This is a genomic window from Rufibacter psychrotolerans (genome assembly GCF_016924645.1).
Lineage (GTDB): Bacteria > Bacteroidota > Bacteroidia > Cytophagales > Hymenobacteraceae > Nibribacter > Nibribacter psychrotolerans.
The window spans coordinates 77,095-103,886 of the sequence record NZ_JAFFJV010000011.1; the positions used below are offsets into that span (position 1 = coordinate 77,095).

General features: G+C 57.0%; 29 protein-coding genes. 10 read left to right on the forward strand and 19 right to left on the reverse strand.

Features of this window, described 5'->3' with window-relative positions; all coding sequences use genetic code 11:
• Nucleotides 1–5: 5 nt before the first annotated feature.
• Together JT718_RS11325 and JT718_RS11330 are read right to left on the reverse strand one after the other, a co-directional pair.
• The gene (locus tag JT718_RS11325) at nucleotides 6–197 is read right to left on the reverse strand and encodes a hypothetical protein (RefSeq protein ID WP_205502752.1); all 192 of its coding nucleotides are present in this window, start codon (nucleotides 195–197) and stop codon (nucleotides 6–8) included.
• 83 nt (nucleotides 198–280) lie between these two features.
• Nucleotides 281–454 carry a hypothetical protein gene (locus JT718_RS11330; protein ID WP_205502754.1) on the reverse strand — a complete coding sequence of 58 codons (174 nt, stop codon included), beginning with the start codon at nucleotides 452–454 and terminating at the stop codon, nucleotides 281–283.
• 131 nt (nucleotides 455–585) lie between these two features.
• Here JT718_RS11330 and JT718_RS11335 point away from each other — a divergent pair, with 131 nt between their 5' ends.
• Both JT718_RS11335 and JT718_RS11340 read left to right on the forward strand, forming a co-directional pair.
• Complete coding sequence (locus JT718_RS11335) at nucleotides 586–2,124, forward strand: sigma 54-interacting transcriptional regulator (RefSeq protein WP_205502756.1); 1,539 nt, start codon at nucleotides 586–588, stop codon at nucleotides 2,122–2,124.
• A gap of 118 nt (nucleotides 2,125–2,242) precedes the next feature.
• Complete coding sequence (locus tag JT718_RS11340) at nucleotides 2,243–2,977, forward strand: hypothetical protein (protein ID WP_205502758.1); 735 nt, start codon at nucleotides 2,243–2,245, stop codon at nucleotides 2,975–2,977.
• A 213-nt stretch (nucleotides 2,978–3,190) separates the two neighbouring features.
• Here JT718_RS11340 and JT718_RS11345 read toward each other — a convergent pair whose 3' ends face one another.
• The 5 genes from JT718_RS11345 to JT718_RS11365 all read right to left on the reverse strand — a co-directional run bounded on the left by JT718_RS11345 (nucleotide 3,191) and on the right by JT718_RS11365 (nucleotide 8,730).
• Complete coding sequence (locus JT718_RS11345) at nucleotides 3,191–3,649, reverse strand: peptidylprolyl isomerase (protein WP_205502760.1); 459 nt, start codon at nucleotides 3,647–3,649, stop codon at nucleotides 3,191–3,193.
• Between the two features lie 517 nt (nucleotides 3,650–4,166).
• Complete coding sequence (rsgA, locus tag JT718_RS11350; RefSeq protein WP_205502762.1) at nucleotides 4,167–5,090, reverse strand: ribosome small subunit-dependent GTPase A; 924 nt, start codon at nucleotides 5,088–5,090, stop codon at nucleotides 4,167–4,169.
• Nucleotides 5,087–6,343 (reverse strand): 3-deoxy-D-manno-octulosonic acid transferase, encoded by a 1,257-nt coding sequence (locus JT718_RS11355; protein WP_205502764.1) that lies wholly within the window; start codon nucleotides 6,341–6,343, stop codon nucleotides 5,087–5,089. Before JT718_RS11355 ends, rsgA begins: the two co-directional genes overlap by 4 nt.
• 288 nt (nucleotides 6,344–6,631) lie before the next feature.
• Nucleotides 6,632–7,261, reverse strand: a complete 630-nt coding sequence (locus JT718_RS11360) for a peroxiredoxin (protein WP_205502766.1) — start codon at nucleotides 7,259–7,261, stop codon at nucleotides 6,632–6,634.
• Between the two features lie 191 nt (nucleotides 7,262–7,452).
• Entirely contained in the window at nucleotides 7,453–8,730 is a 1,278-nt protein-coding gene (locus tag JT718_RS11365; RefSeq protein WP_205502768.1) for an aspartate kinase, read from the reverse strand.
• A 119-nt stretch (nucleotides 8,731–8,849) separates the two neighbouring features.
• Between JT718_RS11365 and fbp the strand changes: the two genes are divergently transcribed.
• Complete coding sequence (fbp, locus tag JT718_RS11370) at nucleotides 8,850–9,884, forward strand: class 1 fructose-bisphosphatase (RefSeq protein ID WP_205502770.1); 1,035 nt, start codon at nucleotides 8,850–8,852, stop codon at nucleotides 9,882–9,884.
• Nucleotides 9,885–9,958: 74 nt separating this feature from the next.
• On the opposite strand, the gene JT718_RS11375 is transcribed toward fbp, so the two are convergent.
• From JT718_RS11375 to yihA, 3 genes are read right to left on the reverse strand one after another with little or no spacing between them, the layout of a single operon-like run.
• The gene (locus JT718_RS11375) at nucleotides 9,959–10,411 is read right to left on the reverse strand and encodes a DUF5606 family protein (protein WP_205502772.1); all 453 of its coding nucleotides are present in this window, start codon (nucleotides 10,409–10,411) and stop codon (nucleotides 9,959–9,961) included.
• A gap of 26 nt (nucleotides 10,412–10,437) precedes the next feature.
• Complete coding sequence (locus tag JT718_RS11380) at nucleotides 10,438–10,824, reverse strand: energy transducer TonB (protein WP_205502774.1); 387 nt, start codon at nucleotides 10,822–10,824, stop codon at nucleotides 10,438–10,440.
• A gap of 26 nt (nucleotides 10,825–10,850) precedes the next feature.
• A complete protein-coding gene (gene yihA, locus JT718_RS11385; RefSeq protein WP_205502776.1) occupies nucleotides 10,851–11,465 on the reverse strand; it encodes a ribosome biogenesis GTP-binding protein YihA/YsxC in 615 nt (204 codons plus the stop codon).
• A 375-nt stretch (nucleotides 11,466–11,840) separates the two neighbouring features.
• Between yihA and JT718_RS11390 the strand changes: the two genes are divergently transcribed.
• The 5 genes from JT718_RS11390 (at nucleotide 11,841) to JT718_RS11410 (ending at nucleotide 16,714) form a co-directional block, all read left to right on the forward strand.
• A complete protein-coding gene (locus JT718_RS11390; RefSeq protein WP_205502778.1) occupies nucleotides 11,841–13,790 on the forward strand; it encodes an OmpA family protein in 1,950 nt (649 codons plus the stop codon).
• Between the two features lie 155 nt (nucleotides 13,791–13,945).
• Nucleotides 13,946–14,668 carry a bifunctional demethylmenaquinone methyltransferase/2-methoxy-6-polyprenyl-1,4-benzoquinol methylase UbiE gene (gene ubiE, locus JT718_RS11395; protein WP_205502780.1) on the forward strand — a complete coding sequence of 241 codons (723 nt, stop codon included), beginning with the start codon at nucleotides 13,946–13,948 and terminating at the stop codon, nucleotides 14,666–14,668.
• A complete protein-coding gene (porT, locus tag JT718_RS11400; RefSeq protein ID WP_205502782.1) occupies nucleotides 14,617–15,417 on the forward strand; it encodes a type IX secretion/gliding motility protein PorT/SprT in 801 nt (266 codons plus the stop codon). Before ubiE ends, porT begins: the two co-directional genes overlap by 52 nt.
• A gap of 5 nt (nucleotides 15,418–15,422) precedes the next feature.
• A complete protein-coding gene (locus JT718_RS11405) occupies nucleotides 15,423–16,175 on the forward strand; it encodes an SDR family NAD(P)-dependent oxidoreductase (RefSeq protein ID WP_205502783.1) in 753 nt (250 codons plus the stop codon).
• Between the two features lie 143 nt (nucleotides 16,176–16,318).
• Nucleotides 16,319–16,714: a VOC family protein gene (locus tag JT718_RS11410; protein ID WP_205502785.1), complete on the forward strand. Its 396-nt coding sequence runs from the start codon at nucleotides 16,319–16,321 to the stop codon at nucleotides 16,712–16,714.
• A gap of 33 nt (nucleotides 16,715–16,747) precedes the next feature.
• On the opposite strand, the gene JT718_RS11415 is transcribed toward JT718_RS11410, so the two are convergent.
• Both JT718_RS11415 and cdd read right to left on the reverse strand, forming a co-directional pair.
• Nucleotides 16,748–17,407 carry an alpha/beta hydrolase gene (locus JT718_RS11415; RefSeq protein WP_317195504.1) on the reverse strand — a complete coding sequence of 220 codons (660 nt, stop codon included), beginning with the start codon at nucleotides 17,405–17,407 and terminating at the stop codon, nucleotides 16,748–16,750.
• A 3-nt stretch (nucleotides 17,408–17,410) separates the two neighbouring features.
• Nucleotides 17,411–17,896, reverse strand: coding sequence for a cytidine deaminase (cdd, locus tag JT718_RS11420; protein ID WP_205502787.1), 486 nt, complete (start codon nucleotides 17,894–17,896; stop codon nucleotides 17,411–17,413).
• Nucleotides 17,897–18,019: 123 nt separating this feature from the next.
• Between cdd and JT718_RS11425 the strand changes: the two genes are divergently transcribed.
• On the forward strand, nucleotides 18,020–19,369 hold the full coding sequence (locus JT718_RS11425) for a saccharopine dehydrogenase family protein (protein ID WP_205502789.1): 1,350 nt from the start codon (nucleotides 18,020–18,022) through the stop codon (nucleotides 19,367–19,369).
• 34 nt (nucleotides 19,370–19,403) lie between these two features.
• On the opposite strand, the gene JT718_RS11430 is transcribed toward JT718_RS11425, so the two are convergent.
• From JT718_RS11430 to JT718_RS11450, 5 genes are all read right to left on the reverse strand, one after another.
• On the reverse strand, nucleotides 19,404–20,117 hold the full coding sequence (locus JT718_RS11430; protein ID WP_205502791.1) for a tRNA1(Val) (adenine(37)-N6)-methyltransferase: 714 nt from the start codon (nucleotides 20,115–20,117) through the stop codon (nucleotides 19,404–19,406).
• Nucleotides 20,118–20,329: 212 nt separating this feature from the next.
• Entirely contained in the window at nucleotides 20,330–20,791 is a 462-nt protein-coding gene (gene rnhA / locus JT718_RS11435; protein ID WP_205502792.1) for a ribonuclease HI, read from the reverse strand.
• Nucleotides 20,792–21,102: 311 nt separating this feature from the next.
• A complete protein-coding gene (locus tag JT718_RS11440; RefSeq protein WP_205502794.1) occupies nucleotides 21,103–21,675 on the reverse strand; it encodes a MarC family protein in 573 nt (190 codons plus the stop codon).
• Nucleotides 21,676–21,715: 40 nt separating this feature from the next.
• Complete coding sequence (locus tag JT718_RS11445; protein ID WP_205502796.1) at nucleotides 21,716–22,777, reverse strand: aminotransferase class V-fold PLP-dependent enzyme; 1,062 nt, start codon at nucleotides 22,775–22,777, stop codon at nucleotides 21,716–21,718.
• 138 nt (nucleotides 22,778–22,915) lie between these two features.
• Nucleotides 22,916–23,374, reverse strand: a complete 459-nt coding sequence (locus JT718_RS11450) for a type II 3-dehydroquinate dehydratase (protein ID WP_205502798.1) — start codon at nucleotides 23,372–23,374, stop codon at nucleotides 22,916–22,918.
• A 126-nt stretch (nucleotides 23,375–23,500) separates the two neighbouring features.
• Between JT718_RS11450 and xerD the strand changes: the two genes are divergently transcribed.
• Nucleotides 23,501–24,400 carry a site-specific tyrosine recombinase XerD gene (gene xerD / locus JT718_RS11455; protein WP_205502800.1) on the forward strand — a complete coding sequence of 300 codons (900 nt, stop codon included), beginning with the start codon at nucleotides 23,501–23,503 and terminating at the stop codon, nucleotides 24,398–24,400.
• Between the two features lie 53 nt (nucleotides 24,401–24,453).
• On the opposite strand, the gene meaB is transcribed toward xerD, so the two are convergent.
• Together meaB and JT718_RS11465 are read right to left on the reverse strand one after the other, a co-directional pair.
• Nucleotides 24,454–25,434: a methylmalonyl Co-A mutase-associated GTPase MeaB gene (meaB, locus tag JT718_RS11460; RefSeq protein ID WP_205502802.1), complete on the reverse strand. Its 981-nt coding sequence runs from the start codon at nucleotides 25,432–25,434 to the stop codon at nucleotides 24,454–24,456.
• A 106-nt stretch (nucleotides 25,435–25,540) separates the two neighbouring features.
• On the reverse strand, nucleotides 25,541–26,710 hold the full coding sequence (locus JT718_RS11465) for a YncE family protein (RefSeq protein WP_240337047.1): 1,170 nt from the start codon (nucleotides 26,708–26,710) through the stop codon (nucleotides 25,541–25,543).
• Between the last annotated feature and the right edge of the window lie 82 nt (nucleotides 26,711–26,792).

The window sequence follows — 26,792 nt, forward strand, 5'->3', positions numbered from 1 at the left end:
AGCGCTTAGTCTGGCCGGTCTTGTTTCGCCGCCCGCCGGCGCAGCACGTTGCCCACCAGGCCCAGCACCACGCCAATGCCCAGCAGCACGTAGCCCACCGGCCGGTCTACCACGTGGAAAATGCGTAGAAGGGCACTGAGGAGGACCAAAGCAGCGCCCATTACCGTTAAGGTAAGGGCCGTAGTTACAGTTTTCATAGGGAAGAGGGAAAGGGCAGCCCCAGAACAAACCGGCCGTTTTAGGCCTTTTTTCTGAAAAACTGCCTTGAAACAGCGGTTGGTTATTTCTGGTGCAGGGAGCGGTTGCGCAGGGTTCTGGCCACCATGCTCAGCACGAAGCCAATCCCCACGAAAACGTAAAAAACGGGTCGGTCAATGACATGGAAAATTTGCAACCCGGTGCCCAGTAGTAAAACCGTGAGGGCAAGAAGCTGCAGGAGCGTGTGACGTTTCATTCGGCTATTTATCGGATATTTAAGTGATACTAAAGCTAACAAGAAAAATACGTTTCAGGGCTGTTTTTCAAAAAAGAGGCGTAAAACAGTCCCCATTTTTAACCTTGAACCATTAACCACCGCAACGGTACATGCTTTATTCAGATATACCTGCAGAGCAACTGCAGAAGATCAAAACCCTGGGGCAGTTGAAGGCTGCCGGCTATGAGCCGCGTTCTGTCAAAGAAGAGCTGCGCGCCAACCTCATCCAAAAACTGAGCAGCGGCGAAGAGGTGTTCCCGGGCATTTACGGCTACGAGGAAACCGTGATCCCAGACCTGCAGCGGGCCATTTTGAGCCGGCACCACATTAACCTGCTGGGCTTGCGCGGGCAGGCCAAGACCCGCATTGCACGCCTCATGGTGCAGCTGCTGGACGAGTACGTGCCCGTGGTGGCCGGCTCTGAGCTCAACGATGATCCGCTGGAGCCGCTCTCGCGCTTCGCCCTGGACCAGATTGCCCACCACGGCGATGACACCGCCATTGCCTGGCTGCACCGCGACGAGCGCTACACCGAGAAGCTGGCCACGCCCGATGTATCCGTGGCCGACCTCATCGGCGACGCCGACCCTATCAAAGCCGCCACGTTGAAACTGCCCTACTCAGACGAGCGGGTGATCCACTTCGGGCTCATCCCGCGGGCGCATCGCGGCATCTTTGTGATCAATGAGCTGCCCGATCTGCAGGCCCGTATTCAGGTGTCCTTGTTCAACATCCTGCAGGAGGGCGACATCCAGATCAGGGGTTTCAAGATCAGGCTACCGCTGGACATCCAGTTTGTGTTCACCGCTAACCCAGAGGACTACACCAACCGGGGCTCTATTGTAACCCCGCTCAAAGACCGCATTGACAGCCAGATTATCACGCACTACCCTAAGAACATTGAGGTAGGCAAGCGCATCACCAAGCAGGAGGCCCGCATTACCGCCAGCCAGAAAGAGCGCGTGAAAGGCCATGAGCTCATCCATGACCTGGTGGAGCAGGTGGCCTTTGAGGCCCGCGAGAGCGAGTACGTAGACGCCAAAAGCGGGGTCTCGGCGCGGTTGACCATCTCGGCGTACGAGAGCGTGATCAGTGCCGCCGAACGGCGCGTGCTCCTCAACGCCGAGTCCCAGAGCCACCTGCGCATCGCTGATTTCCTGGCGGCGGTTCCGGCGGTGACCGGCAAGGTGGAGCTGGTGTACGAGGGCGAGCAGGAAGGGGCCGGCGGCGTGGCGTACCGGCTCATGGGCAAAGCCATCAGAACGCAGTTCCTCAACTACTTCCCAGACCCAGACAAGTTCAAGAAGCAGAAAGACAAAGACCCGTACAAAAAGGTGACAGCCTGGTTCTCAGACGGCCACACCCTGGACCTGCTCAACGACGCCTCCGATGCCGAGTACAAGCGAGTACTCAACCAGGTGCCGGGCTTGTCTGAGGTGGTGAACAAATACCAGCCCACGCCCCAGAGCGAGGACGAGCACCTGTTCTGGATGGAGTTCTGCCTGCACGGCCTGGCCGAGTACAGCCTTATCTCGCGCAACCGCCTCACTGCGGGCCTGCAGTTCAAAGACTTGCTCAGCAGTATGTTCTCGGGCGGCAGCTTCAGCCTGGAAGACGATGATGACGAGGAAGACAACCGCCGTTATTAAGCCTTTTCTGGTAAAACAGAGGGAAAACAAAAGCAGGGGCCTGGGTCTGGAAAGATCTGGGCCCTTAACTTTTCAGAGGCGGACAGAGTAAACCCCAGGGTATCACCACCTGCTGCCCATGCGCCACTTTCTCCTTACGCTGTTGCCCCTGGTTGGGCTTGTTCTGGTTCACCTGTTTGGGTATAGACTCAAGTTCCTGGCGGGCATTCCGCGCAGCATCTGGTTGTCGGGGGCTGGTGGGGTGTCGGTGGCGTACGTGTTTCTGCACCTGCTGCCCGAGCTGCAGGAAGGGCAGCGGCACGTGGAGGAAGCGGCCCAGTCCAGGGGCCTTTATTTTCTGGAGCACCACATGTACCTGATGACCCTGGTGGGGCTGGCCGCATTCTACGGCGTGGAGCGCATGGCGGTGACCTCGCGCAGGGAGGGGAAGGGCACGGAGGAAGGTACCCCGGCCTCGGTCTTCTGGGTCCACATCGGGTCCTTTGCCCTGTACAATGCTCTGATTGGCTACCTGCTGCACCAACGCGAAGCGCAGGAGTTTCAGGAGATCCTGTTCTACTGGGTGGCCATGGCGCTACATTTCTTGGTCAATGACTTCGGTCTGCGCGAGCACCACAAAGAGCGGTACCAGTCCGCCGGGCGCTGGTTCCTGGTCCTGGCCCTGGCGGTAGGGTGGGCCCTGGGGTTGGTAGCTGAGGTCTCAGAAGCCGCCACGGCCTTGCTGCAGGCCTTTCTGGCCGGCGGCATCGTGCTGAACGTGCTCAAAGAGGAGCTTCCGGAGGAGCGGAAGAGTAAGTTCTGGGCGTTTCTGGTGGGTACAGCCGTGTATTCCTTCGTGCTGCTGCTGCTGTAACTCTTCAAGTTCAAGGCGCAAACCAGGGGAGACTTCTTAGCACAGCCGTCTGAATTCTTTCATCCCCAACCTTTGCCATTAGGGCAGATTTCTGCTGGTGCTGTCTGCCCACAGGATTCTGTTTTGGGCCGGAAAACAAAAAAATAGCCGGAAAACTAGTGTCTTCCGGCTATGGTTATGCTGGCAGGTTTGGGACTGCCTTTAAGGCATTGCTTAGGCCTCGTTCACCACAATTTTCTCAATGCGGTCTCCGGCGCGGATGTCATCAATCACGTCCAGGCCTTCTACCACTTTGCCGAAGCAGGTGTGGTTGCGGTCCAAGTGGGCGGTGTTGTTGCGGCTGTGGCAGATGAAGAACTGAGAGCCCCCGGTGTTGCGGCCCGCGTGCGCCATGGACAAAACGCCACGGTCGTGGTACTGGTTGCCGCCGGTTAGCTCACAGTCAATCTTGTAGCCTGGTCCGCCGGTGCCCGGCATGCCTTTGGCGCCCTCGCGGGAGTTAGGGCAACCGCCCTGGATCACGAAATCAGGAATCACGCGGTGAAACGTGAGGCCGTCATAGAAGCCTTCTTTGGCCAGCTTGGTGAAGTTCTCAACGGTTTTAGGCGCGTCTTGCTCGTAGAACTCTACTTTCATGACACCCTTAGCGGTATGGATTTCTGCGGTTTTCATAAATGTTTATTGTACTGTTACGTTTTGTTCTTGGCTACTTTCCTGCGGGAGGCAGCAACCCAGAACTGTTGCTGATGCAAAGGTACGTATTTTTTGTCGCCTTGGCTTGCCTAGAAAGGAGGGCGGTTTACCGGCGGTTTTGGCACTGTTTCTGGGAAAACAAAGCCAAAACTCCGGTCACGTACGGCCGGAAGAAATTGATCAGGTGGTTCAGGAATATCATCTTTAATATAGAATATCTTTGGTGCTGGGCAGGAATCTGTCACTTACCGGTAGGGAGTACCTGGCCTTTTACCAAGATAATCAACCTTTAGGAAAAGTGCTGCCCCGCTGGAAAGTCCACCTCTTGGCCATTGGCAACGTACTTCATAAGGTAGCATGCTTCATCCGCAATCGCTTCGCCGTTGTTGGTGTTCTCACCAACAACCCCAACTGCTCCTCCACCTTCCTTAAGCTACTACTTTCCACTACTTGACGCAGGACTCAGGACTCAAGACTCAGAACTCAGGACTCCCCGTTACCGGTGCGAATCCTCGTCCTGCAGCAGGCTAAGGTAACTCTCGTAGCGGGGCAGCGCGATCTTGCCTTTCTTCACGGCTTCCTGCACAGCGCAGCCGGGCTCGTTCACGTGCACGCAGTTATGGAAGCGGCATTTGTTGAGGCGGTCCCGCATCTCGGGGAAGTAATGGGCAATCTCCTCGCGCTTCATCTCCACCACGCCCAGTTCCTTGATGCCCGGGGTGTCAATGAGAAACGTGCGGGGACCAATCTCAAACATCTCGGCGAAGGTGGTGGTGTGCACCCCTTTGTCTGAGAACGCCGAGATCTCCGAGGTCTTCAGGTCCAGATCCGGCACCAGGGCGTTCACCAGGGTGCTCTTACCCACGCCGGAGTGGCCCGAGAAGAGCGTGACTTTTTCGGACAGCAGCGTTTGCACCTGCTCCAGACCCTCGCCGGTGTGCGCCGAGATAGGATAACAGGTGTACCCTATCTGCCCGTACAGCTGCATCACCTGCTGCAGGTAACCCATCGCCTCCTCATCATACAAATCAATCTTGTTGAAAAGCAGGGTAGCCGGAATGTCGTAGGCTTCGGCGGTGACCAGAAAGCGGTCAATAAACCCAAACGAGGTGCGCGGGGAGACCAGCGTTACCACCAGAAAGGCCTGGTCCAGGTTAGAGGCCACAATGTGGGCGTGGTGCGCCTTGTGCGTGGACCGCCGGATGATGTAGTTGCGCCGGGGCGTGATCTCGGTGATCACGGCCTGCTGCTCGCCGCCCTCGGGCTCCAGCGTCACCTCATCGCCCACGGCAAGGGGGTTGCTCACCTTTAGGCCCTTGTTCTTGAATTTACCGCGCAAACGGCATTTGTACAGCTGCCCGTCTGCGTGGGCGCGTACCAGGTACCAGGAGCCGGTGGATTTTACTACGATGCCTTTCATGCGTGCCGCGAAGGTAACCAATATTCCATGGAAGTTAAGATACGCTCCGTGGCCCCGGCCTGTTTTTGCAGATACACCTGCGTGGCCTGCCTGATTTTTTCCCGTCTGTCCGGGTCCTGGTGCAGTTCTTCAAACGTTTTGGAGAGATCCTGGGTAGAACGCACCGGAAACGCAACACCCGCCTCAATCAGATCCTGCGCCTCCTGGAACTTGGTGTACCTGGGCCCAAAGAAAATAGGCGGACCGAACGCGGCCGGCTCCAGCGTGTTGTGCAGCCCTTTCCCGAAGGCCCCGCCCACGTAGGCGTAATCGGCGTACTGGTAGAGGCTGGAGAGCATGCCGATGTTGTCAATGAGCAGGAGGCGGTAGTTGGAAGCCGTTTCAGCCCGGGCCTGTGAGAACCGGATAGCCTGCCCGGGGAACTGCGCCTCCAGTTCGCTTAGCTCCTGCTCCTTGATCTCGTGCGGAGCCAGGATGAATTTGAGCGTGGGCAGCTGCGCCTGCAGAAAGGGAAGCAGCACCGCCAGGTCCTGGGGCCAGCTGCTGCCAATCACCATCACTGGGGAATCAGCTTTAAAGGCTTGGGCAATGGAGATCTGCTTCGCGTTTTGAGCATTCTGCAGCACGCGGTCCACGCGGGTGTCGCCGGCCATGGTTACTTTGTCAATGTGGATGCTGGCCAGCAGCTGCGCCGATTCCTGGTTCTGGGTGTAGATGTACGTGAACCGCTTTAAGATGCGGCGGTAAAAGCTGCCGTTCTTCCTGAAGTAAATCTGGTTGGGCCTGAAGATGGCCGAGATGGAGAACAGCGGAATGTGCTGGTGGTGCAGTTCTCTGGTGTAATGGTGCCAGAACTCATATTTCACAAACACGGCCAGCTTGGGTTTAAGCAGGGCCACCAACCGGCGGGCATTCTGGGCGGTGTCTAAGGGCAGGTAAAAGATAAAGTCGGCGCCGGCGTAGTTTTTCCGCACCTCGTAGCCCGAAGGGGAGAAGAAGGTGAGCACCACTTTAAAGTTAGGGTAGCGGAGTTTGAAGGCCTCTATCAGGGGGCGGCCTTGCTCAAACTCGCCCAGGCTGGCGCAGTGGAACCATGCCAGCGGCGCCTGGTTGCCAGCCAGCTTCTGGCCAATTTCCTCAAAGATTCCCTTGCGGCCGTTGACCCACTGGGCGGCCTTGGGCAGGAAAGGAGCCGCCAGCCGTATGCCTACCCCGTAGGCCCGTACCCCAATCTCGTACAGAAGCTTTGACATTTCTCTTGGGTTGTTTGGTCAAGTAAAGGCGGGGCCGGCCCTGCAGCGTGCCCCTTGCGGCCCAAAGATACACCTAATCCAGGGGAGGGAGACAGAGTTTGCAGGGAATTCACTCGTTCGCCGCCAGTGCCGCACAATTTTACTGCCTTAGTGCCCTGTTTGTGGCCCGTTTTCAGAAAAGAAGGCCCTAAACGGCAAGTGTAGTGAGGCTGCTAAGATCAGCGGAGCGGGAAAACAAAAAAGCCCCCGCTTATTGCGGAGGCTTTTTTGTTTAAATGCCGGAGCGGCTTAGTGTTTGGCCAGGTAGTTAGAAACTCCCTCGTGGGTAGCTTGCATGGCTTCTTTGCCTTCTTCCCAGTTGGCAGGGCAAACTTCGCCTTTCTCTTCAAAGTACTGCAGGGCGTCTACCATGCGCAGGGCTTCGTCAATGCTGCGGCCCAGGGGCATGTCGTTTACTACTTGGTGACGTACCACGCCCTCTTTGTCGATCAGGAACAGGCCGCGGTAAGCTACGGGCTCGCCCACGAAGATCATTTCGCCCGCCTCGTTGTAGTCATAGTGACCGGCCAGCACGTCATAGTTGGCAGAGATGGTTTTGGCTGCATCGGCCACCAGCGGATAGGTTACGCCTTCAATACCGCCTTTTTCGCGCGGGGTGTTCAGCCAGGCCCAGTGCGACTGGTGCGTGTCTGTGGAGCAACCTACCACGGCTACGCCTTTGCGGGTGAACTCTTCCAGACGGTCCTGGAACGCGATGATTTCTGTAGGGCACACAAACGTGAAGTCCATTGGGTAGAAGAAGAACAGCACGTGCTGCTTGCCTACATATTGATCCAGAGAGAAATCCTCTACAAATTCTAAATCTGCTACCGCAGTAGCCTTGAAAGAAGGAGCTTTTTTACCTACTAAAACTGCCATGAGTTAAGATGATAATTTTTAAATGGGTTGAACAACAAGGATTTAAGGTTTTGTGGGCCTCACCCCTTTTGCGGGTGCAAAGGTACGGCGCATGGGCTTACCTTGCAACTAAAGAAGAGATTGCCTACCAGATACCACCAAGCGTTTTAGGGCTGTTTTCCCAAAAGCGGCCCTGAAAGGAGCGCTACGCCTTAGTGCGGAAACTCCTGGGTGGGGCGGCACACAAACTGGAAGGTCTGCCGGCTGCGCTGCTCCAGCAAAATCTCTTTGCCGTGGGTGAGTTTATCCAGACTGGGCTGGTCATAGTTCTTGATGGTGAACAGGTGCAGCGGCTGGTTGTAGAGGATCTGGAACTCCTCGGCCAGGTCGGCTTTGAGGGCCTCCAGCCGGGGTTCATCGGTATCCACGCAGGTGGAGAACGAGATGGCCGAGTTCTGCATCAGGTTGATCTTGAGGCGGTGGCGGCTCAGGGCCTGGAAGATGCTGCTCAGGTGCTGCTCAGAGATAAACCCGAAGTCCTTGGTGTGGAAGGACAGCAGACTCTGGTTCTGCTTCAGGATAAAGGAGGGCGCGATGCGGTCGTGCTGGCAGTTCCAGATCACGGTGCCGGGCTCCTGGGGGTGCAGAAAGGACTTCACGTACAGCGGAATGCACCGCTTGGCCAGCGGCTGCACGGTTTTGGGGTGAATGACTGAGGCCCCGTAGTAGGCCATCTCAATGGCTTCCTGGTAGGCGATCTCCTCGTAACGCACCGTTTCCCGGAACAGCTTGGGGTCGGCGTTCAGCAGGCCGGGCACGTCTTTCCAGATGGTGAGCGACTGGGCCTGCAGGCAGTAGGCGAAGATGGCGGCGCTGAAATCTGAGCCCTCGCGGCCCAGGGTAGTGGTGGCGCCTTGGGCGGTGCCCCCAATAAACCCCTGCGTGATAATGGGCTTCTCCGCCAGCAGGGCCGGCAGTCTATGGGAGATCTGCTGCTCGGTCCAGGTCCAGTCTACGCGGCCCTCGCGCCAGGTTTCATCGGTGCGCAGCACGTCCCGGCAGTCTAACCAGTGGTTGGGCAGGTCCTGCTGGTCCAGGAAGTGGTGCAAGACCAGGCTGGAGAGCAATTCGCCTACGCTGATGATCTGGTCATACTGGCGGTCAAAGTCGTGGGGTTGCACCTGCTCCAGAAGCACCCGCAGGTGGGCAAACTGCTGGTGCAGCGCGGCGTACACCGGGTGCTGGAGGGCGGGGAACAACTCCCGCACAATCTGCAGGTGGTAGTCCTGTATTTCCGCAAAGGTGTGTCGGTATTCCTGGCCCTGATAGGCCTGTTTGAACACCAGTTCCAGGGCGTTGGTGGTCTTGCCCATGGCAGAAACCACAATCAGTTTTTCCTCATTCAGAGCCACGCTAGCCAGAATGTGCCTGATGTTCCGGAAGGCGGCGGCATCTTTTACGGAGGCTCCCCCAAATTTATAAACGATCATTGAGCGGTGGGTGGTTTAATAATTTGGCAAAAGTACAGAGCTATGCTCAGTTATTTTTATTATTATTGTAAACGGTAAAGTAGTTTACCACTATTCCATCCTTTAATCTACCTATTCCTATGACGCTAAAAGAAAACCTGGCCCTGCCGGTGGGTACTACCTTAGACCGCTTCATCATGCGGAAACAAGAGGATTTCCCTTTTGCCACTGGTGAATTATCCCAATTGCTCCGAGACATCGCGCTGGCTGCTAAGATTGTGAACCGCGCCATCAACCACGCCGGTTTAACCGACATAGGAGGGGCGTACGGCAAGCAGAACGTACAAGGCGAAGACCAGCAGAAGCTGGACGTGGTGGCCAACATCCGGTTCATACGTGCCTTGCGGAACGGGGGCGAGGTTTGCGCCATTATTTCAGAGGAAGAGGATGAGATGATCCTGACGGGCAACAACAAAGGTAAGTACATTGTAGCCATTGACCCACTTGACGGCTCTTCTAACATTGACGTGAACGTATCCATTGGTACCATTTTCTCTATCTACCGCCGGGTAACGGAGCTGGGCACCGAGGCCACGCTGGAAGACTGCTTCCAGAAAGGCACCGAGCAGGTGGCCGCCGGCTACATCATCTATGGCTCCAGCACCATGCTGGTCTACACCACCGGCAACGGCGTGAACGGGTTCACCTACGAGACCTCGCTGGGCGAGTTCTTCCTGTCGCACCCCAACATCACCACTCCAAAGAACGGTACCATCTACTCGGTGAACGAGGGTGGCTTCAACCATTTCCCCGAGGGCATCAAGAACTACGTGGAACTGTGCCGCGTGCGCAACTACGCCTCCAGGTACATCGGCTCGCTGGTGGCCGACTTCCACCGCAACCTGCTCAAGGGCGGTATTTACATGTACCCCAACACGCTCAAGTCGCCGGGCGGAAAGCTCAGGCTGCTGTATGAGTGCAATGCCCTGGCGTTTATTGTGGAGCAGGCCGGCGGCAAGGCCTCTGACGGGCGCAACCGCATCCTGGAACTTCAACCCTCTGACCTGCACCAGCGCTGCACGTTCTACATTGGTTCCACTGAGATGGTTGAGGAGGTAGAGTCTCTGCTGAAGGCCCGTGAAGTATCGGTGAGAAAAGCAGCCTTGTCTATGTAATTGCCTGACAAATAGGTACAAAAAAAGAGGCGGCTCCTGTTTTACCAGGAGCCGCCTCTTTTTGTACAGGTGCCTTATTCAGCAGCGTCTTCTTTTTGCTCGCCCGCGGGGGCTGTCTCAGTGGCCTCGGCCTCAGTGTAAGGTACAAACTGGTTCACCAGTTGGTACCACTGCACCAGTTTCTTCATGTCTGAGGCGTATACGCGCTCCTGGTCATAGTCTGGCAGAACAGATTCCACAAACGCAGACAACTCCTGGGTGCTGGACTTGGCGTTCACGGGCAGATCAGCGCCGTATTTGGTTCTGATGCGGTCAAAGACCTCCGCCAGCGGAACGGTGTGCTCGGCATCATTGGTGTACATAGAGATTTCCTGCAGGATAGACACGCGATTGCGGGCCTGGGCCACGCTGCGCACCGGTTTCTCGGCAAGGCTTTCTATGATGATTCCGTTGCGGGTAGGCGCTACAATCTTGTAAAGGCCTGGCATACCAGAAATAGAAGCAATCTCTTTCAGGTCAAATGGCATAGAGGTAAAGTGGTTATGTGTAAGAATTAGAGTTTGAAGTTAACCGGCACGCTGTACTGCTGGCTGTAGCCCGGGGCGTTGAACCTGAGCAGTTGCACCACTCTGAGCGCCTCCTGGCCGGTGCCGCCGCCAAATTCCTTCAGGATTTTGGCATTGGTGATGGAGCCGTCTTCCTGCAGGGTGAACCCAATGATGCATTGCCCCTGCATGCGGTTGCGCTTTGCCAGCGCCGGATACTGGATGTTGCGCTGGATGTGCGCCACTAGTGAGTCTTGCCCGCCCGGGTAATGCTCCGCTACGGGTAACTTGCCGGTCTGCGCGGTGGCCGGTTTAGTGGTTTGGGCCTGGGTAGCAAAAGCGCCGGCGGTGCAGAAAGCAAAGGCTGCGGCGGCAAAAATGTGTTTTCCTTTCATTTCTATGATAAACGTTAAAATGTGCGTTAGGCCTGGCGCGCCTCATGGTAGCGCTGGTTTACCTCACTTATGAACTGCAGGATCTCCTCGCGGCCGGCTTTGGTGGAAGAAGAGCTCTTCATGTACATGGGTAGCTCTTCCCAGGTTTCCTGCAGGGTTTTCATGTAAGCTGCAATATTGGCATCAGTTTTCGTGCCAGACTGTTTGTCAATCTTGGTGAAGATCAGCACAAAGGGAACACCCATGTTGCCCAGAAGTTCCATGAACTCCAGGTCTGGCTTCTGCGGGGGCAGGCGGGAGTCAATCAGCACGAAGACGCAGGCCAGGTTGGGCCGGTTCTTCAGGTAGTGGTTGATCATTTTGCGCCAGCTCTCCCTGGACTCCTTGCTCACCTTGGCCCAGCCGTAACCGGGTAAATCTACCAGAAACCATTCGTTGTTGATCAGGAAATGGTTGATCAATTGCGTTTTTCCCGGAAAAGAAGAGGTTTTTGCCAGCTTTAGCCGGTTGGTAAGCGTATTAATGAGGGAAGACTTTCCTACGTTAGAACGACCAATAAACGCATATTCCGGCAGGTCTGTCTGCGGGCACAGGTCAGCGCGGGTATTGCTGGTAATAAACTTTGCTTCTTTGATGACCATAACTACTAATACGTTTATTGATAAACACAAAGGTACCAAATAAACACGAACCCGTTTAATTATGGGAACAGGTCAATTTTACCCCGCGCTTGGAAGGAAATGGCAACCATTTGTTGCATTTTAGAGTATCGTAGGGCGAAAGCGCAGTGCGGTTTTGGCGGCTGATAAGATACTTTTGCTCCGTAGCAGCACTTAAACCGTAGTAGAGTTGTAATATTTTTTAAATAGAAAATTAGAATTTTACGATTTTTGAATATTATTGTAAATCTATTTAACGCCTGAGGCAGTAAATAGAGCGTTCGGACTCAGACCAGGCCTTGATAATTATTCTTGTTTTGCGCCCTTTAGTAGCTTCTATACCTAAACCTTTACACTATGAATCACTTAGACAAGCGGTTTTCAAGAACTTCCTTTTTACTTCTGACGCTGTGTCTCCTGGCTTCGTCGGCCATGGCCCAGAGTACGCGTAAGCTTATCCGGAGTGGAGATAAGTTTTTCAACCAGGCCAACTTCCGGGCTGCGCTTCCTTTCTACGAGCGTGCCCTTGAGCGGGATCCTAATAATGCCAAGGCCCTGTACCGGGCGGGTATCAGCTTAATTGCCTTTGACAAGGAAAAAGCGAGCGAGTACGTGTACAAAGCCTACCGCATGAAACCCAAGGTAGAGAACGATGTCCTCTACTGGCTGGGCCGGGTAGACCTGGTGAACTATGAATTTGACAATGCCATTAAAAACGCCCAGGCGTACCAGGCCACTTTGGGCAAGCGCGATGAGGAAGGCAGAGAGCAGGCCGCCCTGCTGATTCAGCACGCCCGTAACGCCAAAAGAGAGGTGGCCAACCCCAAGGATATCTTCGTGAAGAACCTGGGCCCTACCGTGAACACGCCCTACTCAGAGCACAGCCCGGTGATCTCCTCAGATGACAATTACCTGCTGTTCACTTCCCGCAGCGCCAGCGTAACCGGTGGCAAGGAAGCCGAAGACGGGGAGTATTTTGAGGATATCTTTGAGACCCGCCGTTTAGGGCCAGATTCTTGGGAAACTCCTAAATCTTTGAGCGGTCGCCTGAACGGTACCGGCCACGATGCTTCCATCCAGCTGTTTGACAATGACTCCAAGCTCCTGATGTACCGCCAGGACGAGGGTGGCGATATCTTCATGACCAGCCGCGACGGCGGTGACTGGGGACAGCCGCAGAAGTTGGGCAAGAACATCAACTCCAAAGGCTTTGAGAGTGACGCCTTCATCACCCCAGACGGCAGCACCCTTTATTTCTCTACCAGCCAGTTCTCGCAGAACGGTGACCTGGACATCTACTACTCTAAGCGTCAGCCTAACGGCGAGTGGGGCGCGCCCAAGAACTTCGGGAACGGGGTAAACACCCCATTTGACGAGGACAGCCCTTACTTCACGCCAGATGGTTTGACTATGTACTTCAGCTCCCGCGGCCACAGCACCATGGGCGGGTATGACATCTTCACCATGAAGTTTGACACCGTGGCCCGCCGCTGGAGCAGACCGCAGAACATGGGATATCCGGTGAACACCCCAGACGATGACACCTACTACCGCTTAAGCCCAGATGGTTCTTACGCCTACCTTTCTTCTTACCGCATGGGCGGCTACGGCGAGAAAGACATCTACACCATCAACTACATCCGCAACGCCACCGTGCGGGGCCACGTGTACAGCCTGCGTGACTCTACCATCATCCCGGGCGTGGAACTGGTGTTCACCGGTAAAACCGCCAGCAACGCTCCGCTGGAGTACCGCGACGTGACCAAGCCAGACTCAGGCACCTACCAGGTAAATGTGCTGTCTTCCCGTCCGTACCAGGTAACGCTTTCCAGAGACGGCAGAACCCTGGCCACCGAGCAATATGAGGTGCCGCTTTCCTTGAGCGATACCACCGTGTTTGAGAAAGACTTCTACATTGCCTTTGATGACACCACCGGTATTGGCGTAGGAGCGTTTGCCTTCAAGCGCATTTACTATGACACAGACAAGTACAACCTGCGCCCTGAGTCTATCCGGGAGTTGGACAACATTGCCAGAGTCCTGAAAGCCAACCCAACCCTGCGCATCTCCATTGACGGCCACTGCGACTCGCGTGCCTCAGATGAGTACAACATCACGCTGGGTGAGAACCGGGCCCTGGCCGCCTACAACTACCTGATTCAACAAGGTATCCCAAGCAACCGCATGATTACCGTGAGCTATGGCGAGCGTCGTCCGGCGGCGCCAAACACCTCGCCTGAGAACATGCAGCTGAACCGCCGCACCGAGTTCAACGTGATCAAGGGGGCAGACGAGCAACAGCAATAACAAAAAGCGTTTCTGAGCCGTTTTTCAGAAAACACCCCGGAAAGAGCCCTGGCCATAGGCCGGGGCTCTTTTATTTATGGGCGGGCAGAACACAACATAATGCAGAAAATCTAGTTTATCCATAGTAGCTTTGCCCTCTACAATTAATCTAGTACATGTCAGTAGTTCCATACAAAGACCAGGAAGCCGGAAAGAAAAAGCAGGTAGCGCAGATGTTCAACAGCATTGCCAAACGCTACGACTTCCTGAACCACTTCCTAAGCGCGGGGGTAGACATTTACTGGCGCAAAAAGGCGGTGAAGCTGCTGGCGCGGGTAAAGCCCCAGGTGATCTTAGACATTGCCACCGGCACCGGCGACTTTGCCCTGGAAACCCTCAAACTCAAGCCCCGGCAGGTCATTGGCATTGACATCTCTGAGGGCATGCTGGCGGTGGGGCGCGAGAAAATCAGCAAGCGCGGGCTAAAACACCTCATTCAGCTGCAGTTGGGCGACTCTGAGAACATTCAGTTCCCCGACAACCATTTTGACGCCATCACCGTTGCCTTTGGGGTGCGCAACTTTGAGAACCTGGAGAAAGGCCTGGCCGAGATGCTGCGCGTCCTGAAGCCCGGCGGCATGGCCGTGATCCTGGAGTTCTCCAAGCCCCAGCAATTCCCCATGAAACAAGGGTACAACTTTTACTTCAAGCATATCTTGCCCGTTTTCGGGAAACTGATCTCAAAAGATAATTCCGCCTACACATACCTGCCGGAGTCGGTTCAGGCGTTTCCAGACGGAAAGGACTTTATCAGCATTTTTCAGAAAACAGGTTTTAAAAACACAGAATGGCACTCACTTACCTTCGGCATCAGCTCCATTTACATAGGCACAAAATAGTAGCGCTCGTGGTTCTGGCCCTGGCCGGGCTGGGCCAGCAAGCGGCCGCCCAGGGTCGGCTCAAAGGCGAAAACCTGCCCGGCTATGAGCACCGGAAACTGCGCTGGGGTTTCTCCCTGGGCTTGAACCACTCCTGGTACCAGCTGGAACACTCTGAGTATTATGTGCAGCGCATTGACCCCAGCTCAAACCCAGACAATGACCCTAGAACGCCCGATGGCGTGTACGCTCCCTATTCCATGAACCAGAAGCCGGGCATTGGGTTCAACGTGAACTTCATCACCACCTACCGCCTCAACCAGGATTTTGTGCTGCGGGCGCAACCCGGGGTAGGGTACCACAGCCGGGCCATCCAGTACAAAGACCTTCCGGCCGACCCTGAGATGAATTTTGCTGGCGGCGATGTGCTGCAGGAAGTTAACACATTCTCTGGAGAGTTTCCGGTGCTGGTGAAGTACGAGGCCAACCGGCGCAAAAACACGCAGATGTACTTTGTGGCGGGCGTGAAACCCTCGTTGGTCATAGGCGGCCAGAAAAAGGGTGCCGAGTACCTGCAGCTCAAAACGTTTGACTTTACCATTGAATATGGCGTGGGGCTTGATATGTTCTACCCCTTCTTTAAGTTTGCGCCGGAGCTGCGTTACTCCCGCGGCATTGGCAACATCCACAAGCCCGCGGACAGCATCTACAACAACAGCATCCAGCAACTCAACACCAATACCGTCACCCTTTACCTCAACTTTGAATAAGCGTTATGGCGCAGAAAATAGCACTGGTGACCGGGGCAACGTCCGGCATAGGAAGAGCCACGGCCATCCAACTGGTTCAGCAAGGATTTAAAGTAGTAGCCGCCGGCCGGCGTTCTGAACGGCTACAGGAACTGGTGCAGGAACTTGGGCAAGACCAGGTGTTTCCCGTGGAATTTGACGTGCGCGACCGTGACGCGGTGCACGCCGCCCTCACCAGCCTGCCCCCCGAGTGGCGCGCCGTGGAAGTGCTGGTGAACAACGCCGGAAACGCCCACGGCCTGGCCCCCATCCAGAGCGGCGACCTGGACGACTGGGACGCCATGCTGGACATCAACGTGAAGGGCCTGCTCTACGTCACCAAAGAGATCCTGCCCATCATGATAGAGCGCAAGGCCGGGCACATCATCAACATCGGGTCTATTGCCGGCAAAGAGGCCTATGCCAACGGAAACGTGTACTGCGCCAGCAAATTTGCCGTAGACGCCCTGTCCAAGGCCATGCGCATTGACCTGGTGCACGAAGGCGTGAAAGTCTCTGAGGTAAACCCCGGAGCAGTGGAGACCGAGTTCTCTGAGGTGCGCTTCAAAGGCGACAAAGAGCGTGCCGCCAGCGTGTACCAGGGGTTTGAGCCCCTAACAGCCCATGACATCGCGGAGCTGATCGGGTTTATGGTGACCCGCCCCCGGCACGTGAACATCGCCGAAGTCCTGATCCTGCCCGCGGCGCAGGCATCGGCCACGGTCATCAACAAAAGATAGCCACCTGCTTCCATACACAGGAAAGCCCCTGCCGGACCGCTCCGCAGGGGCTTTCCTGTTTTAGGGCCATTCTGGCAAAAGCCGGGCTAAAACAGATATCTTTCCGGGGGGCGTTTGCGTTGCAGATGAAATAAGCCACGCCCATGAAGTTCAAGCAGATAAAGGAAACCTGCCTCTACGTGCAGGATCTGGACCGAACCATTGCGTTCTACACCCAGGTGCTGGAGTTGCCGGTCATCGGGCAGGTGCCCGACCGGCACGTGTTCTTCCGGGCGGGCAGCTCGGTGCTGCTGTGTTTTAACGCCCAGAAAACCCGCGTGGGGAAAGACCTGCCGCCGCACTTCGGCGAAGGGCAGCTCCACCTGGCCCTGGAGTGCGAGCCCGATGACTACGCCCGCTGGAAGGAAAAACTCACCCAGGCCGGGGTGGTGGTGGAGCACGAGCAAACCTGGCCCCAGGCCCGCAAATCCTGCTACTTCCGTGACCCCGACCAGCACCTGCTGGAGATTGTGATGCCCGGCATCTGGGGCGGGGAGTAACCCTGCTTTGGGGCTGTTTTCTGAAAAAGGGACTTAAAACGGCTTGCCTTGGGCTTTGAGTTGCTGCAACACGGCCGGGTTGAGTTCATGCTTACCGGCAAAGGTGATGATCTTGGGCTCCAGCCCGGCAGACCGCACGCGGGCCAACTGCTCCTGCACCTTGTCCTCGGCCACGAAGGGGTCTTGCAGGCCGTACACGTAGGTGAGCCTGGTCTGGGAAAGTGCCTGCCTGGCTGATCTCATTTCCATGTCCTCGGGGAACACGCCCGCCCACAAGACCAGATCGGCGATGGGCCAGTGGGCCTGGGCCAGCCAGCGGCACACCGTGGCGGCTCCCTGTGAGAAACCCAGCACGTGCAGGTGGGCGTGGGGCGCCTCCTGCAGGGCGGTTTCCCGCACCCGGTTCAGGTACGCCACGTAATCGGCAATCTCGTGCAGGCGTTCTTCCTTGGTCATCCAGGTGGCGCCCACGCGGCCCGAGAATCCCTCCAGATAGAAGCGCGAGTGGCCCTCGGGGGCGAGCACGGCCGTATGGGCATCTACCAATCCCTCAAAGTGCCGGATAAAGTAGCGGGCCAGCTGGCCGTACCCGTGGCAGACAATCCAGAGGTGCTGGGTGTCTGCCGAGAGGGTGCCGGCCTGGTACAGGTGCGCGGTGCGGGGCACTTGCAGCGTGCGGTGCAAAGCGGCCACGGCTTACAGGTTATCTTTGGTGAAGGTAAACGGCAACAAATCCCCGGCCGACTGGAACCGGACCACTTTGCCGTCACTGGCCTGCATGAGGAACCTGATGGGGGCTTGCTGCCGGTGCTGGTACTCCGCAATTACCTGCCGGCAGGCTCCGCAGGGGCAGGCAGCCACAAAATGCTCCTCGTGCCGGCGGCGGGCGGTTACGGCCATGATCTCCACTTTTCCCTGGGGGTAATTGGAGCCCACGCCAAACAGCAGGGTCCTTTCGGCGCACAGGCCAGACGGGTAGGCGGCGTTTTCCTGGTTGGTGCCCATGTGGGTGCTGCCATCGGCCAGCAGCAGGGCGGCGCCTACCATAAAGTTAGAATAGGGGGCGTATGCGTTGTGGGTGGCCTGCTGGGCAAGCTGGAGTACCTGCCGCTCCTGTGGGGTTAACTCCTGGGCCGAGGACACTACCTCATAGGTAATGGTAAGCTGTACTTGTTCTGTCATAAAGTGCGGTTTCCGCACGGGCACGTACGGGAGTCAAAGTTAACAAGTTGGCCGCAAAATGCAACCAACGGTTGCCTGGCCCCAAAAAAATGCCCATTTTATGGCGCAAACCCGTTCCATGCCATGAAAAAGATCCTGCTGCTGGGCGCTGGCCGCTCGGCCACCGTGCTCATTGACTACCTGCTGTCCAACGCCCAGACCCACGGCTGGCACCTCGCCATTGGCGACGTCACGGTCACCCACCTGGAGGCAAAGCTGCAGCAGCACCCCCAAACCAGGGCATTTGCGTTTGACGTGCAGAACCAGGAGCAGCGGATCACAGAGATAGGGCAGGCCGAGGTGGTGATCTCCATGCTGCCCGCCCAGTTCCACCCCCTGGTGGCGGAGACCTGCCTGGCCCTGGGCAAACACCTGGTCACCGCCTCCTACGTGCCGCCCGCCATCAAGGCCATGCACCCTGAAGCCCAGGCCAAAGGATTGACCTTTCTGATGGAGTGCGGCCTTGACCCGGGCCTTGACCACATGTCGGCCATGCGCATCATCCACCACATTCAGCGGCAGGGCGGAACAGTGACCTCGTTCAAGTCTTTCACCGGCGGCTTAATGGCCCCCGAGTCTGACAACAATCCGTGGCACTACAAGTTTACCTGGAACCCGCGCAACGTAATCCTGGCCGGGCAGGGTACCGCCCGGTACATGGAAGACGGCACCTACAAGTACATTCCCTATCCGCAGTTGTTCCGCCGCACCCAGACGTTTCAGGTAGACGGCTTCGGCTTCTTTGACGGCTACGCCAACCGCGACTCGCTGAGCTACCGGGAGCCCTACGGCCTGCAGGGCATTGACACCATGCTGCGGGGAACCCTGCGCCGGCCGGGCTACTGCCAGGCCTGGCAGGTACTGGTAGCGCTGGGCCTCACCGATGACTCGTACCCCCTGGAAAACCCGGCCCACCTGACGTACCGGGCCTTGGTGGAAAGCTTTTTGCCGGCTTCTAGTGCCGCCCTGCCCCTGAAAGAGCGGGTGGCCGCCTACGTGGGGCTCCCCGCCACCTCAGCGGAGCTGCAGCTGGTGGAGTGGACCGGTTTGTTTGATGAGTTGCCCATTGGTCTGGAGATGGCCACCCCGGCCCAGGCGCTGGAGAAACTGCTGGTGCCCCGCTGGCGGCTGGAGCCCGGCGACAAAGACATGATTGTGATGCTGCACCAGTTTGAATATACCCTCAACGGGGAGCAGAAAAAGCTCACCTCTTCCCTGGTGGTGCTGGGCGAGGACGAGGTGCAGACGGCCATGGCCAAAACCGTGGGGTTGCCCGTGGGCATTGCCACCCGGCTGCTTTTGGAAGGCAAACTAACCAGCACCGGCGTGGTAGTGCCCTTGCAACCCGACCTCTATGAGCCCATCCTGGCGGAGCTGGAAACGCACGGCGTGCAGTTCACCGAGCGGGAAGAAGAAAGTGCCTCTGCGTTTTAAGGCTGATTTTCAGAAATTAGTCCCCAAACGCCCGCTAAAAGATCAGGTAGTAGTCTTTCAGAAGCTCCCGGAAGGCAGGGGTGTAAGCGTTGTCCTTTTCCCGTACGGCCAGGGTGCTTTCCTGCAGGGCGCTAGGCTGGCGGGAATAGATATGGATGGCCCGCAAGAGCTTTCCGCCGGGAGTAGCCTCCAGCCACAGAATCTGGTTGGTGTAAAAGCCGGTTTGGTGGGCCTCCCGCGCAAACACTCCGGCTTCATGCGGGGGCAGCAAGATGTGCAACTGGCCCTGGGGAGTAAGATACTGCCAGGCAAACCGGATCACCTCTGAAAAGGAAAGCGTCTGGGTATGCTTGGCCTGGTTCTTCACCGCATCCGCTGACTTCAGCGAAGCCTGAAAGAAAGGCGGGTTGCTGATGATGGCGTCAAACGGTGCGGGCTGCTGCTGGGCAAATTCCTGCAGGCCCACGGGGTGCAGCGTGATGCGGTTGCCCCAGGGACTGCCCGCAATATTCTCCTGGGCCTGGGCCGCCGCCGCAGGGTCCAGTTCCACGGCTTCCAGAAGGGCTTGCGGCGCGCGCTGTGCCACCATCAGGCTCAGGAGCCCCGTACCAGCCCCAATGTCCAAAATGCGTCTGGCCCCAGCAACCGGGGCATAGGCCCCCAGCACGCAGGAATCGGTGCACACCTTCATGGCACAGCGGTCCTGCCTGATGAGAAATTGCTTGAACTGGAAATAGTCGTTGGCCACGGGAGTAATGTGCTAATGAATTAATGTGCTGATGTGCTAATTAGGTGATTTGTTATTTTCTGGGAAGTAATATGCTGCAATTCAATGATGTTTGTTAATAGCACACCCATCTGAGTTTGTTACAAGTACATCTTCTCTCGTCAACAAATTAGCACATCAACCAATTAGCACTTCAGCACATTGAACAATTAGCACATTGCTAAATCAGCACATTACCCTGCTGTAGGGTTGGCTTCAAAGCCTTTGTCGGGGGGGAGGTTGGGTTGCAGAGCGGCGGCAACGGCCAATTGGTCGCAGCGTTCGTTCTCGGGATGGCCGGCGTGGCCGCGGACCCACACAAATCTCACCTGGTGCTGGCGGTAAATTTTCAGGAAACGCTGCCACAGGTCTGGGTTGGCCTTGCCGCTGAAGCCTTTCTTCTCCCAGCCAAACACCCAGCGCTTCTCCACCGCGTCTACCACGTACTTTGAGTCGGAGTAAATGGTCACGGGAATGCCAGGCCGGGTAATGGCCTCCAGGCCCACAATCACGGCCAGGAGCTCCATGCGGTTATTGGTGGTCTTTCTAAAGCCTTCGCTCAGTTCTTTCACGTGCGGGCCGTAGCGCAGAATCACGCCGTAGCCACCGGGACCCGGGTTGCCCCTGGAGGCACCATCGGTAAAAATCTCTATCAAAATGTGCTTGGTTAGTCTGCCGCAAAAATACCCAATGCCCGGCAAGCGGCGGCGGTGCGCGAAGATTATTTTCCAACATAGAGCCAAACCTTATGCAAGGCCCGCTGTTTCAGCCCTCATTTTCCAAAATCGGGCCCAAAACCTTACGCTATTAAAAGGGAAGTATCCAATCGGAGGTGGGCTCCCCAAACAGGTTTCCCCAATCTTCCAATTCTTCGGGCTTTCTCCATCACCCATTCAATCATTCACTCATTCAAGCATTCTCCCATTCGATTCAGGCCTGGTTTTCCCGAAAGGGCCTGGAAACAGCGTTAGAAGCTCACGTGCGTCTTGAACAGTTTAATGGCGATGGCCAGCAGGATTACCCCGAAGACTTTGCGGAGCACCTCGGTGCCGTTCTGGCCCAGTTTCCGCTCCAGCCAGTTAGAGCTCTTGAGCACGATGTACACAAACAGCAGGTTCAGGATGATGCCCACCAGCACGTTGGGGAGCGCGTAGGCCGCCCGGAGCGAGAGTAGGGTGGTCATGGTGCCGGCGCCCACAATGAGGGGAAACGCCAGGGGCACAATGGAACCGGTCTTGGTGTCGGGGTTGGAGTGGAACAGGTGAATGCCCAGCACCATCTCCATGCCAATGAGAAAGATAATGATGGCTCCGGCCAGGGCGAACGACTGAAAATCAATCCCGAAGAGCTTCAGGATGGCATCGCCCAGGAACAGGAAGGCAATCATGATGGCCCCGGCTACCAAGGTCGCCTTCTCAGACTGGATCACCCCCTCGCGCCGCCGCAGCTCAATGATGATGGGAATAGACCCCAGAATATCAATGATGGCAAACAAGATCAGGCTAACAGATACAATCTCTTTAAGGCTGAATTGGAACATAGGGCGTCAATTTCAACGTGAACGTAGGTTGGGCGCGAAATTAGTGATAATGGGCAGAAATGAAATTACGGAGCACGTCATATTCTGCGTCGGCAATGGCCGGGAAATTGGCGATCCGGAACGTGCTCTTGGCCCAGGGGCCGTAGCCGTTGCCCAGCGTGATGCCCTGCGCCGCGGCGTTTCGCTTGATCTCCTGCACCCAGCGGTCTGCGCCCTTGACGGCAATCACGGTGTGGGCCCGTACCTCGGGGTTTTCCACCAGCAGCTGCATCTCGGGGTTCTCCTCCAGGAACGCGTACAGCTCCTGCGCCCGCTGCACCAGGCTTTGGTCCACGTTTTTGATGAACGGCTTGTGTTCCAGGGTGCGCCGCATGAGGTACAGGTTGAGCACGTTAGGCGTGTGCCCGGTCTGGTAATTGAGCATTTTCTCGTGCAGGAACACCAGGCTGTTGTAATGCCGGCGGTCGTTGAGGGCCTTGGCCCGGTGAATGGTGCGCGGCGAGCACACCAGCACGCCCATGCCCGCGGGCAGCCCGAAGCACTTCTGCACCGAGGCGAACCAGATATCGGCCCGGATGAACTTGAGGTTAAGGCCGGCCATGCTGGAGGTGGCGTCTACGGCCAGCAGCGGGTCTTTGAACTGGTTCTGCAGTTTGAGTAGCGTGTTCATGTTCACCTGCGTGCCGTTGGAGGTCTCGGTCTGGGTCACGCAGATCACATCGGTATCGTCTTCCACGGGCAGGTTGGGCACGTCCAGCACGTCATCCACCTCAAACGACTGGCCGTAGGCATCGGGCCTGAGGCGCTTGGCGTACTGGTACCATTTCTCGCCGAAGGCGCCGTTGTAGAGGTGCAGGCTTTTGGTGGGGGTGAGGCTCTGGGCAATGATCTCCCAGCACTCGGTGGCCGAGGAGGTGAAGAAGATGAAGTAATCCTGCGGAATGTTCAGCTTGGTGCGCAGCAGGCCCACCAGGTCGCGCATCATCTGCACAAAGCGCTCGCCGCGGTGCGGAATACTGAGCATTCCCTCATCATAGGCCATGGTCAGGTACTCTCTCACCTCTGGATAGACTTTGGACGGACCCGGATAGAAATTAAGCATGGGCAATAGGGTTGTGGTGGTGTGGTGACGTGCACAGGCAGCACCGGCCGTTTTGGGGCCATTTCAGGGAAAAGGGCCAGAAAACGGCCGGAAGACGCAACCGCCTGAACTGTGCTACACGTGTAAAACGGTGCCTGGTTACGCTTTGGTGTAAGTAAATCCTACCTTGTTGGGCTTCTGGCGCTCAAAGTACTGCAAGGCAAGCCGATAGCTTTCCAGCCCGAATCCGCTGATGCTGCCCTTGCACCGGCCGCCAATGTAGGTGATGTGCCGCGTGGCCTCGCGCGCGAACACGTTGGAGATGTGCACCTCTACCACGGGGGTCTCAATGGCGGCAATGGCATCGGCCAGGGCCAGGGAGGAGTGGGTGTAGGCGCCGGCGTTGAACACAATGCCCTGGTAGGTGAAGCCCACCTCGTGCAGTTTGTCAATGAGGGCACCCTCTATGTTAGACTGGTAGTACTCCAGTTTCAGGTCTGGGAATGCCGGAATCAGGTCCTTTTCCAGGTAGTCTTCAAAAGAGCGGGAACCGTAAATGGATTTTTCGCGGCGGCCCAGCAGGTTCAGGTTGGGGCCGTTGAGTATCAAGATTTTCATAGCGGGTAGAATTTAACCCTCTTCTAAAAAAAAGGGGCGAACAGCATGGCCAAATGTACGGAATAACTACCTTTGGGCAGCACGTAGCCCTGCGCCTTTTACAGATTTCCATACCATTCTCCCCCCATGAACTGGTCAGTAAGTATAACCCAATTCCAAGGATACCTTCAGCTGGAAAAGTCCCTGTCCAGTAACTCAGTAGAAGCCTACCTGCGGGACGTGCGCAAACTGGTGCAGTACTTTGAGGTAACCCGCCAGAAGGTAGGGCCCCTGGCCGTGGAGCCCCACCACCTGCAGGATTTCCTGGAGTGGATCAATGGGTTGGGCATGACGCCGCACTCCCAGGCCCGCACCATCTCGGGCATCAGGGCGTTCTACAAGTTCCTGATCATGGAGGAAGTGCTCAACGCCGACCCCACCGAGACCATTGAGGGCCCCAAACTGCAGCGCAAGCTCCCCGATGTGCTCAGCTACGACGAGATCACCACGCTCTTTGACGCCATTGACGTGAGCACCCCCGAGGGCACCCGCAACAAAGCCATGCTGGAAACCCTCTACAGCTCGGGCCTGCGCGTCACCGAGCTGATTGAGCTGAAGATCACCAACCTGTACGAAGACCTGGGTTTCCTGCGCATTACCGGCAAAGGCAACAAAGAGCGGCTGGTGCCCATTGGGCGCGATGCCCTCAAATACATCAGGGTGTATCTGGACGGGGTGCGCCGGCACCAGACCATCAAGAAAGGGCACGAGGACTTTGTGTTTGTGAACCGCCGGGGCACCAGCCTGAGCCGCGTCATGGTCTTCAACATCATCAAAGACCTGGCCGCCAAGATTGGCCTGCAGAAGAACATCAGCCCGCACACGTTCCGGCATTCGTTTGCCACGCACCTCATTGAGGGCGGCGCCGACCTGCGGGCGGTGCAGGAAATGCTGGGCCACGAGTCCATTACCACCACCGAGATCTACACCCACCTGGACCGCGATTACCTCAAGCAAGTCATCCAGGAGTTTCACCCGCGCAGCTAAGTCAAATTGCTTACGTCCTTTTGACCACTGCCCTGAAAGGGTGCGTTTGGGGGCTAAAGTAGCCCAAACAGCTCAGAAGCGGCGGCAAACGGCGATTTCTGCCCCTGCGTGACCTGGTCTGCCACTGCCTGCCACTGCGCCCTGATGGCCGGGTGCTGGTAGAAACGCTCCTCCAACTGCTGCCTGATGCTGTGTTTGAGCCAGTGCAGGTTCTGTTCCTGCCGCCGCTGCTGAAAGAAGCCGTTGGCTTGGGTCTGTTGCACGTACTGCTGCACCAGGTCCCAGATAGGCGCCAGGCCGGTTTTCTCGTAGGCCGAACACACCGTCACCTGCGGGTTCCACTTTGAGGGCCCCACCGGGAACAGGTGCAGGGCACTCTGGTACTCGGCCTGGGCGCTGGTGGCAGGGGGCAGGTTAGCCCCGTCGGCTTTGGTGATGGCAATGGCATCGGCCATTTCCATGATGCCCTTCTTGATGCCCTGCAATTCATCGCCGGCCCCGGCCAGCATCAGAAGCAGGAAAAAGTCCACCATCTCGTGCACGGCCGTCTCAGACTGGCCCACGCCCACGGTTTCCACAAAGATCACGTCAAACCCGGCGGCCTCGCACAGCAGGATGCTCTCGCGGGTGCTGCGGGCCACGCCGCCCAGGGTCTTGCCCGCCGGCGAGGGTCTGATGTACGCCCGTGGGTTTGCAGACAGGGTTTCCATGCGGGTTTTGTCGCCTAAGATGCTGCCGCCGGTGCGCTGGCTGGTGGGGTCAATGGCCAGTACGGCTAGCTTGCGGCCTGGTTCCTCCAGCAAGTAATTCCCGAAAGCCTCAATAAACGTGCTCTTGCCCACGCCCGGCACGCCCGTGATGCCCACCCGCACCGACTTGCCGGCCTGCGGCAGCACCAGCTCCATGACCCGGTGGGCCAGGTCCTGGTCTGAAGGAAGCGTACTTTCCACTAAGGTGATGGCGCGGCTCAGGAGCACCCGGTTCCCCGACAGGACTCCGGCGGCATACTCGTCTGGCGAAAATCGTTTAGGCACTCGTTTTGGGGCTGTTTTCAGAAAAGTACGCGAAAAATAGGAATTAGTCCTGAGTTCTGCCGGGCTTTCTGAAGGAAGGGATCAACCAGTGGGCCTAAGCCAGCGCTTATTTAGCCGAATTGATGGCACTGGAAGGCTGCGGCAGGTTCTGGAAGTAGAACCCCGGGAAGTTGGGCAAGCCCAGGGCGCTCTTCTGCTTGCCCAAGCTAATGCCGGCGTCTTTGTAGTCACAGGCTTCGCCCAGGGCATTAGGGTTCCTGATCACACCCAGCCAGGTGCTGGCGTTGCGGGCTACGTAAATGCGGCCGTCGGGGGCCAGTTGCAGGGCGCCTATCTTCCGGCTCATGCTCCTGGCCACCTGCTTGCCCGAGTGGATGATGGCGTCTGGCGTGCCGGCGCTCAGGTCAAACTGGAAGATGCGGGCCTCGCCGCCGGCTATGCCGTTCTTACCGCCATACAGCTTGGTGCCGTCTGGTGAGAACTCCACGCCGTAGGCTTCGTCAAACTTGCCCAGGTCTACCGCCAGGGCTAGCTTGCCGTTCTCATTGTTGAAGTCAAATACCTCGATCTTGTTCACGGCCGCCCAGGTGGCCACCGCCAGTTTGTTGCCGGTAGGCGAGGCTTTCATGTACCCAATGGTAGCGCCGTTGTCGCCGGCGTGGATGCTGCCCAGGTGGCTTTCCACGGGTTTGAACGTGATGCCGTCTGGGCTGACCAGGTAGGCGTAGAAAGCCGAGCTGTTCCAGCGGTGCGTGATCACCCAATAGTCACGGCCGTTGCGGTGCCGGATGGCGGTGAGTTTCTCGGTGACCGGCGCAAACATGAGGTTGTTTTTGGAGACCACTTCGCCCAGGCCCCCGTTGCGGCTCAGGTCAATGAGGTGGTACTGCAAGCCATGGCTCTGGCCCTGGAAGTCGGTGGTGAACAGGTAGTAAAGGTGCGAGGCCCCGGGTTTGGGCAAGATCAACGCCGATTGGGTAGAAGACTCGTGCCCCTTCAGGGAGTCGCCGTTGGCCATAATCTGCTTGTTGCGGTTCCATACCTGCATGCCGTTGGAGTAGAACAACAGGTTGCCCAGGGCATCTGACAGCACCGCGCAGCCTTCCTCACTAAACATCTTGCCGTCTTTGAGCGGCTCAGGTTTGAATGGGTCGGCAAAGCTCAGGCCGGCATTCTGCCCGAAGTACCAATTGATCGCTTCTTTCTGGGCCGATGCGGTAAGCGCCAGGAGTCCAAGAGGAAGCAGGAGCAACAGTTTCTTCAATCTCTTCATCATTCAGAAAACGATTAAGTTGCCTGAAGATTTCAAAGATTACGCCAGATATTTTTAGACCAGAAAACGGGAGGAGAGGTCTATT

Excerpts from the sequence above, each read along its gene's own strand:
- JT718_RS11325 (WP_205502752.1), bottom strand. The coding sequence starts at position 197 with ATGAAAACTGTAACTACGGCCCTTACCTTAACGGTAATGGGCGCTGCT.
- JT718_RS11330 (WP_205502754.1), bottom strand. The coding sequence starts at position 454 with ATGAAACGTCACACGCTCCTGCAGCTTCTTGCCCTCACGGTTTTACTA.
- JT718_RS11335 (WP_205502756.1), top strand. The coding sequence starts at position 586 with ATGCTTTATTCAGATATACCTGCAGAGCAACTGCAGAAGATCAAAACC.
- JT718_RS11340 (WP_205502758.1), top strand. The coding sequence starts at position 2,243 with ATGCGCCACTTTCTCCTTACGCTGTTGCCCCTGGTTGGGCTTGTTCTG.
- JT718_RS11345 (WP_205502760.1), bottom strand. The coding sequence starts at position 3,649 with ATGAAAACCGCAGAAATCCATACCGCTAAGGGTGTCATGAAAGTAGAG.
- rsgA (WP_205502762.1), bottom strand. The coding sequence starts at position 5,090 with ATGAAAGGCATCGTAGTAAAATCCACCGGCTCCTGGTACCTGGTACGC.
- JT718_RS11355 (WP_205502764.1), bottom strand. The coding sequence starts at position 6,343 with ATGTCAAAGCTTCTGTACGAGATTGGGGTACGGGCCTACGGGGTAGGC.
- JT718_RS11360 (WP_205502766.1), bottom strand. The coding sequence starts at position 7,261 with ATGGCAGTTTTAGTAGGTAAAAAAGCTCCTTCTTTCAAGGCTACTGCG.
- JT718_RS11365 (WP_205502768.1), bottom strand. The coding sequence starts at position 8,730 with ATGATCGTTTATAAATTTGGGGGAGCCTCCGTAAAAGATGCCGCCGCC.
- fbp (WP_205502770.1), top strand. The coding sequence starts at position 8,850 with ATGACGCTAAAAGAAAACCTGGCCCTGCCGGTGGGTACTACCTTAGAC.
- JT718_RS11375 (WP_205502772.1), bottom strand. The coding sequence starts at position 10,411 with ATGCCATTTGACCTGAAAGAGATTGCTTCTATTTCTGGTATGCCAGGC.
- JT718_RS11380 (WP_205502774.1), bottom strand. The coding sequence starts at position 10,824 with ATGAAAGGAAAACACATTTTTGCCGCCGCAGCCTTTGCTTTCTGCACC.
- yihA (WP_205502776.1), bottom strand. The coding sequence starts at position 11,465 with ATGGTCATCAAAGAAGCAAAGTTTATTACCAGCAATACCCGCGCTGAC.
- JT718_RS11390 (WP_205502778.1), top strand. The coding sequence starts at position 11,841 with ATGAATCACTTAGACAAGCGGTTTTCAAGAACTTCCTTTTTACTTCTG.
- ubiE (WP_205502780.1), top strand. The coding sequence starts at position 13,946 with ATGTCAGTAGTTCCATACAAAGACCAGGAAGCCGGAAAGAAAAAGCAG.
- porT (WP_205502782.1), top strand. The coding sequence starts at position 14,617 with ATGGCACTCACTTACCTTCGGCATCAGCTCCATTTACATAGGCACAAA.
- JT718_RS11405 (WP_205502783.1), top strand. The coding sequence starts at position 15,423 with ATGGCGCAGAAAATAGCACTGGTGACCGGGGCAACGTCCGGCATAGGA.
- JT718_RS11410 (WP_205502785.1), top strand. The coding sequence starts at position 16,319 with ATGAAGTTCAAGCAGATAAAGGAAACCTGCCTCTACGTGCAGGATCTG.
- cdd (WP_205502787.1), bottom strand. The coding sequence starts at position 17,896 with ATGACAGAACAAGTACAGCTTACCATTACCTATGAGGTAGTGTCCTCG.
- JT718_RS11425 (WP_205502789.1), top strand. The coding sequence starts at position 18,020 with ATGAAAAAGATCCTGCTGCTGGGCGCTGGCCGCTCGGCCACCGTGCTC.
- JT718_RS11440 (WP_205502794.1), bottom strand. The coding sequence starts at position 21,675 with ATGTTCCAATTCAGCCTTAAAGAGATTGTATCTGTTAGCCTGATCTTG.
- JT718_RS11445 (WP_205502796.1), bottom strand. The coding sequence starts at position 22,777 with ATGCTTAATTTCTATCCGGGTCCGTCCAAAGTCTATCCAGAGGTGAGA.
- JT718_RS11450 (WP_205502798.1), bottom strand. The coding sequence starts at position 23,374 with ATGAAAATCTTGATACTCAACGGCCCCAACCTGAACCTGCTGGGCCGC.
- xerD (WP_205502800.1), top strand. The coding sequence starts at position 23,501 with ATGAACTGGTCAGTAAGTATAACCCAATTCCAAGGATACCTTCAGCTG.
- JT718_RS11465 (WP_240337047.1), bottom strand. The coding sequence starts at position 26,710 with ATGATGAAGAGATTGAAGAAACTGTTGCTCCTGCTTCCTCTTGGACTC.